Here is a 3,577-nt window from a genome sequence, read left to right as displayed (position 1 = left end):
TTGGTTGCGGGAGCAGGATTTGAACCTGCGACCTTCAGGTTATGAGCCTGACGAGCTACCGGGCTGCTCCATCCCGCGACACTTAGCGTTGGTCTACCGCCTATTCGGCTACTTGAGACCGGGTAGTGTTTTTCCATCGTCAGAGAGAAGGGGGCTTTTTCTAGGTTTGGCGGTGACCTACTCTCCCGGGGCTTAAGCCCAAGTACCATTGGCGCGGCAGTGCTTAACTTCCGGGTTCGGGATGGGACCGGGTGTTTCACTTGCGCTATGACCACCAAACCGAGGAAAAGCCCACGTCGCGGCTTTTGCGAAGCAAAAGCGCGACGCGCAGGAGGCAGCGTATTCGCGAAGCGGATGCGCGTTCCTGCACGGTTGTTATGTCAATCAACATCGCGGCTAGATGCTGCGAAGTTATCCATGTTTACTGAGGTGTATGTTTTTGATTTGTCTTTCCATTACTGGATCAAATCAAGCCTATCGGGCGATTAGTACCGGTCAACTGAACGCATTACTGCGCTTACATCTCCGGCCTATTGACGTGGTGGTCTTCCACGGCCCTCAGGGAGACCTTGTTTTGAGGGGGGCTTCCCGCTTAGATGCCTTCAGCGGTTATCCTGTCCGATCATAGCTACCCAGCACTGCCGTTGGCACGACAACTGGTCCACCAGTGGATCGTTCACCCCGGTCCTCTCGTACTAGGGGCAACTCCTCTCAAGTCTCCTACACCCACGGCAGATAGGGACCGAACTGTCTCACGACGTTCTAAACCCAGCTCACGTACCTCTTTAAACGGCGAACAGCCGTACCCTTGGGACCTGCTCCAGCCCCAGGATGAGATGAGCCGACATCGAGGTGCCAAACACTGCCGTCGATATGGACTCTTGGGCAGTATCAGCCTGTTATCCCCGGCGTACCTTTTATCCGTTGAGCGATGGCCCTTCCACTCGGGACCACCGGATCACTATGGCCGTCTTTCGACTCTGCTCGACTTGTCAGTCTCGCAGTCAGGCTGGCTTCTGCCATTGCACTCAACGAGCGATTTCCGACCGCTCTGAGCCAACCTTCGCGCGCCTCCGTTACGCTTTAGGAGGCGACCGCCCCAGTCAAACTACCCGCCACGCAGGGTCCCGGATCCGGATAACGGACCGCGGTTAGACATCAAGAGTGCGAAGGGTGGTATCTCAAGGGAGGCTCCACGGATACTTGCGTTTCCGCTTCAAAGCCTACCACCTATCCTGCACATCACAATCCTGATGCCAGTGCGAAGCTGTAGTAAAGGTGCACGGGGTCTTTCCGTCTAACCGCGGGAAGCCTGCATCTTGACAGGCAATTCAATTTCGCTGAGTCGATGTTGGAGACAGCGGGGAAGTCGTTACGCCATTCGTGCAGGTCGGAACTTACCCGACAAGGAATTTCGCTACCTTAGGACCGTTATAGTTACGGCCGCCGTTTACCTGGGCTTCAATTCAAGGCTCTCACCTCTCCTTTTAACCTTCAGGCACCGGGCAGGCGTCAGACCCTATACGTCGTCTTGCGACTTCGCAGAGCCCTGTGTTTTTAATAAACAGTCGCCACCCCCTGGTTTGTGCCCCCAGCCCCTAGTTGCCTAGGAACCGGGCCTCCTTCTCGCGAACTTACGGAGGTATTTTGCCGAGTTCCTTCAACATCGTTCTCTCAAGCGCCTTGGTATGCTCTACCAGTCCACCTGTGTCGGTTTAGGGTACGGTCTGATGGAGGGCTATTTCCAGGAACCACTCAGCAGCCCAATCAATCCGATAAGATTGAACTACACCTGTGATCCGTCACATCCTCCTGGCCTAGGAATATTAACCTAGTTCCCATCGCCTACGCCTTTCGGCCTCGGCTTAGGGGCCGGCTTACCCTGCTCAGATTAGCTTTAAGCAGGAACCCTTGGACTTTCGGCGAGAGTGTCTCTCACACTCTTTGTCGCTACTCATGTCATCATTCTCACTAGTGATCTCTCCACCGGATCCCTCACAGGCCGGCTTCATCGAAAGAACTCGATCCGTCATTACACCCGCTGATATTTCACAGGTGGATGCAAATACGGATGAGTTCTATGTCACACTACGCTCTGCTACCATGCCTTACGGCATCCTAAGCTTCGGCTCATGGCTTGAGCCCCGTTACATCTTCGCCGCAGGACAACTTATTTAGACCAGTGAGCTGTTACGCTATCTTTAAAGGATGGCTGCTTCTAAGCCAACCTCCTGGTTGTTTTGGTCGTCCCACCTGCTTTCCCACTTAGCCATGAATTGGGGGCCTTAGCTGTAGGTCAGGGTTGTTTCCCTCTCCACTACGGACGTTAGCATCCGCAGTGTGTCTGCCATCTAGTACTCCCGGGTATTCGGAGTTTGGTTAGGATCAGTAAGCCTGTGGGGCCCCATTACCCATCCAGTGCTCTACCCCCCGGGGTATTCGGATGACGCTCTACCTAAATAGATTTCGCAGAGAACCAGCTATCTCCGAGTTTGATTGGCCTTTCACCCCTAGGCACAGCTCATCCCGATCCTTTTCAACGGATGTGGGTTCGGTCCTCCAGTAAGTGTTACCTTACCTTCAACCTGGCCATGCCTAGATCACTCGGTTTCGGGTCTGATCCCACGAACTCATTCGCCCTATTAAGACTCGCTTTCGCTACGCCTACACCTAACGGCTTAAGCTTGCTCGTGAGACCAAGTCGATGACCCATTATACAAAAGGTACGCCGTCAGCTCGCAAGGAGCCTCCGACTGATTGTAGGCGTTCGGTTTCAGGTACTGTTTCACTCCCCTCGTCGGGGTGCTTTTCACCTTTCCCTCACGGTACTGGTTCGCTATCGGTCAGCAAGGAGTACTTAGCCTTCGAAGGTGGTCCTCCGATCTTCAGACAGAATTTCACGTGTTCCGCCCTACTTAATACGTCCGTCAAAGCTTCCTATACGGGGCTGTCACCCGCTATGGCCACGCTTCCCAACGTGTTCTAGTCACTTATCCGGCTCGGCTGGTCCCCGTTCGCTCGCCGCTACTAGGGGAGTATCAATTGATTTCCTTTCCTCCGGGTACTTAGATGTTTCAGTTCCCCGGGTTTGCTCTTAAAACCCTATGTATTCAGGTCTTAAGTACCTGTTTAAACCCCATATTGACTATCTATCTCACAACCAGGTTGTGAGGGGATAACAATATGAAGCTTTCAGGTGGGTTGCCCCATTCAGAAATCCATGGATCAAAGCTTATTCTCAGCTCCCCATGGCTTATCGCAGAGTATCACGTCTTTCATCGCCTCTTGCTGCCAAGGCATTCACCAAACGCCCTTCTCGCGCTTGATTTGATCCAGAAAAAGAAAGACTTGATATTGGCACTACCGCCTATTCGGCTACTTGAGTGCGTTTGACCGCACACAACCGAAGCTGCGCTAGTAATCAAATCAATCGAGACCGCCCAGCTGGTAACTAAAGGCAGTCATTCTTCTGAACCAAAAACATACATTTCCCGCCCCCGCCACTTGGACGAGGACAATTGAGCAACCCCATATGGTCTCCCAGCCGTGCAGCTGATCAACGCAGGTCGCTCGGGTT

Annotated in this window: 1 tRNA gene and 2 rRNA genes; all 3 read right to left on the bottom strand. The window is 53.4% G+C overall.

Annotated features, from left to right (window positions below):
- Window position 1: 1 nt before the first annotated feature.
- Window positions 2-78: transfer RNA gene (locus ACR0IK_RS24130), tRNA-Met, on the bottom strand.
- Between the two features lie 86 nt (window positions 79-164).
- A 5S ribosomal RNA gene (gene rrf, locus ACR0IK_RS24125) occupies window positions 165-279 on the bottom strand.
- Window positions 280-464: 185 nt separating this feature from the next.
- Window positions 465-3,328: ribosomal RNA gene (locus ACR0IK_RS24120) — 23S ribosomal RNA — on the bottom strand.
- Window positions 3,329-3,577 lie beyond the last annotated feature (249 nt).

This window comes from Ruegeria sp. BF7, from assembly GCF_056538605.1.
This window is presented reverse-complemented; position numbering and strand designations above follow the sequence as displayed.